Source organism: Brevundimonas vesicularis (assembly GCF_032067225.1).
Classification (GTDB): Bacteria; Pseudomonadota; Alphaproteobacteria; order Caulobacterales; family Caulobacteraceae; genus Brevundimonas; species Brevundimonas vesicularis_F.
The window spans coordinates 20,145-22,035 of sequence record NZ_DAMBJX010000049.1 but is presented as its reverse complement, the minus strand read 5'-3'; the positions used below and the strand labels follow the sequence as shown (position 1 = coordinate 22,035).

Sequence of the window (1,891 nt, the reverse complement as noted above, 5' to 3'; positions counted from 1 at the left end):
ATCCGGGCAATGGCAACCCTGGCAACGGCAACCCAGGCTCGGGCAACCCCGGCAACGGCAACCCCGGCAATGGCAACCCAGGCTCGGGCAACCCCGGCAACGGCAACCCCGGCAACGGCAACCCAGGCTCGGGCAACCCCGGCAACGGCAACCCCGGCAACGGCAACCCTGGCAACGGCAATCCAGGCGATGGCAATCCGGGCAATGGCAACCCCGGCAACGGTAACCCGGGCTCGGGCAATCCGGGCAACGGCAACCCAGGCTCGGGCAATCCGGGCAATGGCAACCCTGGCAACGGCAACCCAGGCTCGGGCAACCCCGGCAACGGCAACCCTGGCGCCGGCAACCCAGGCGCCGGCAACCCCGGCAACGGCAATCCAGGCGCCGGCACCCCTGGCAACGGCAACCCTGGCGCCGGCAACCCTGGCGCCGGCAACCCTGGCAACGGCAATCCAGGCGATGGCAACCCTGGCAACGGAAATCCCGGCAATGGCAATCCCGGCAACGGTAACCCGGGCTCGGGCAACCCCGGCAACGGTAATCCAGGCAACGGCAATCCGGGCTCGGGCAACCCCGGTGCCGGCAACCCTGGCAACGGCAACCCGGGCTCGGGTAACCCCGGCAACGGCGATCCCGGCAACGGTAATCCGGGCAATGGTAACCCTGGCTCGGGGAGCCCCGGCAACGGTAACCCCGGTTCCGGCAACCCGGGCAGCGGTAACCCTGGTTCCAGCAACCCTGGCTCGGGCAACCCAGGCAATGGAAACCCCGGCAATGGCAACCCGGGTGGGGATGATCCCGGCAAGGGTGGTCCTCGGCCTCCGAAGCGGTGACCATGCGCGCTGCTGCTGATGAACTCGGTCGACGTCGACTTTCTGTCGTCGTCTGGTCCGTGCTGATCCTGGCGTTCGCGGGCGTTGGAATGCTCGCGAACGCCTTCCGGCCTCTAGACGACGTGATCGCCTCTGCGCGGTTCTCGGTTCTGGAGCGACCTGCCAGCCAGAGCCTGACGATCGTCGAGATCGATTCCCGAAGTCTGGTCGCCGCAGAGTCCTGGCCATGGGATCGGCGACGATATGCCCAGGCGATCGACAATCTGCTTGCGGCAGGCGCGACCCTGGTCGCCGTCGATGTCGATTTCAGCGCGTCGTCCAACCCCACGTCCGATCAGGCGCTGGCGGCGGCCGTATCGCGCCACCCCGGCCAGGTGGCGTTGGCGACCTTTGAGCAGATGGAGTCATATGGCGCCGGCGAAAGACGCAGATCGGGCAATCGTCCGATCGCGCCGCTTCTGAATGATTCCTTGCTCGCTTCGGTCAATGTGCCTGTGGATGGCGACGGAAGGGTGCGCCATTACGATTATGGCGCCTCAGATGAAGCGCCGCCATCGGTCGCGGCCATCTTGGCCGATGCCTCGGTGCGACAGGGCGCTTTCACCGTCGATTTCGGGATCGAGCAGAAATCGATCCCCCACCTCAGTTTCGAGGACGTCTACAGCGGCCGCTTCGACCCCTCGCTCGTGCGCGGCAAGAAGATTCTGATGGGGGCGACGGCCTTGGAACTCGGCGACGAGTTCGCCACGCCCGTCGGGCTGTTGCCCGGCGTCATCATCCATGCCCTCGCCTACGAAAGTATCGCTGACGGACGGGCCCTGGTCAGCCTTAGCCCGCTGGCGCTTCTGATCCTGTGCGCCGGGCTCGTCGCGGCTTTACAGCCTGTGAGAAGCGGGGGCGGCGCCCTGTGGCGGCTGGTCGTGCGCCATGTCGCCATCACGGCCCTGATCGTCATCGCGCCGATCGTGCTTCAGGCCTTGCTGCCGGTCAGCATCGACATCGCCGCGCTTCTTTTCACGCAGACACTGATGGCGATCTGGGCGACCCGCGTGGAGTTG

The 1,891-nt window shown here is 66.7% G+C and carries 2 protein-coding genes; both read left to right on the top strand.

The features are described 5' to 3' along the window. A partial coding sequence (locus tag RT123_RS12245) for a hypothetical protein (RefSeq protein WP_313009402.1) occupies positions 1 to 833 on the top strand: 833 nt, incomplete at its 5' end. A gap of 2 nt (positions 834 to 835) precedes the next feature. Beyond that, positions 836 to 1,891, top strand: a 1,056-nt coding sequence (locus tag RT123_RS12240; RefSeq protein WP_313009401.1) for a CHASE2 domain-containing protein, incomplete at its 3' end; no start/stop codon positions are given.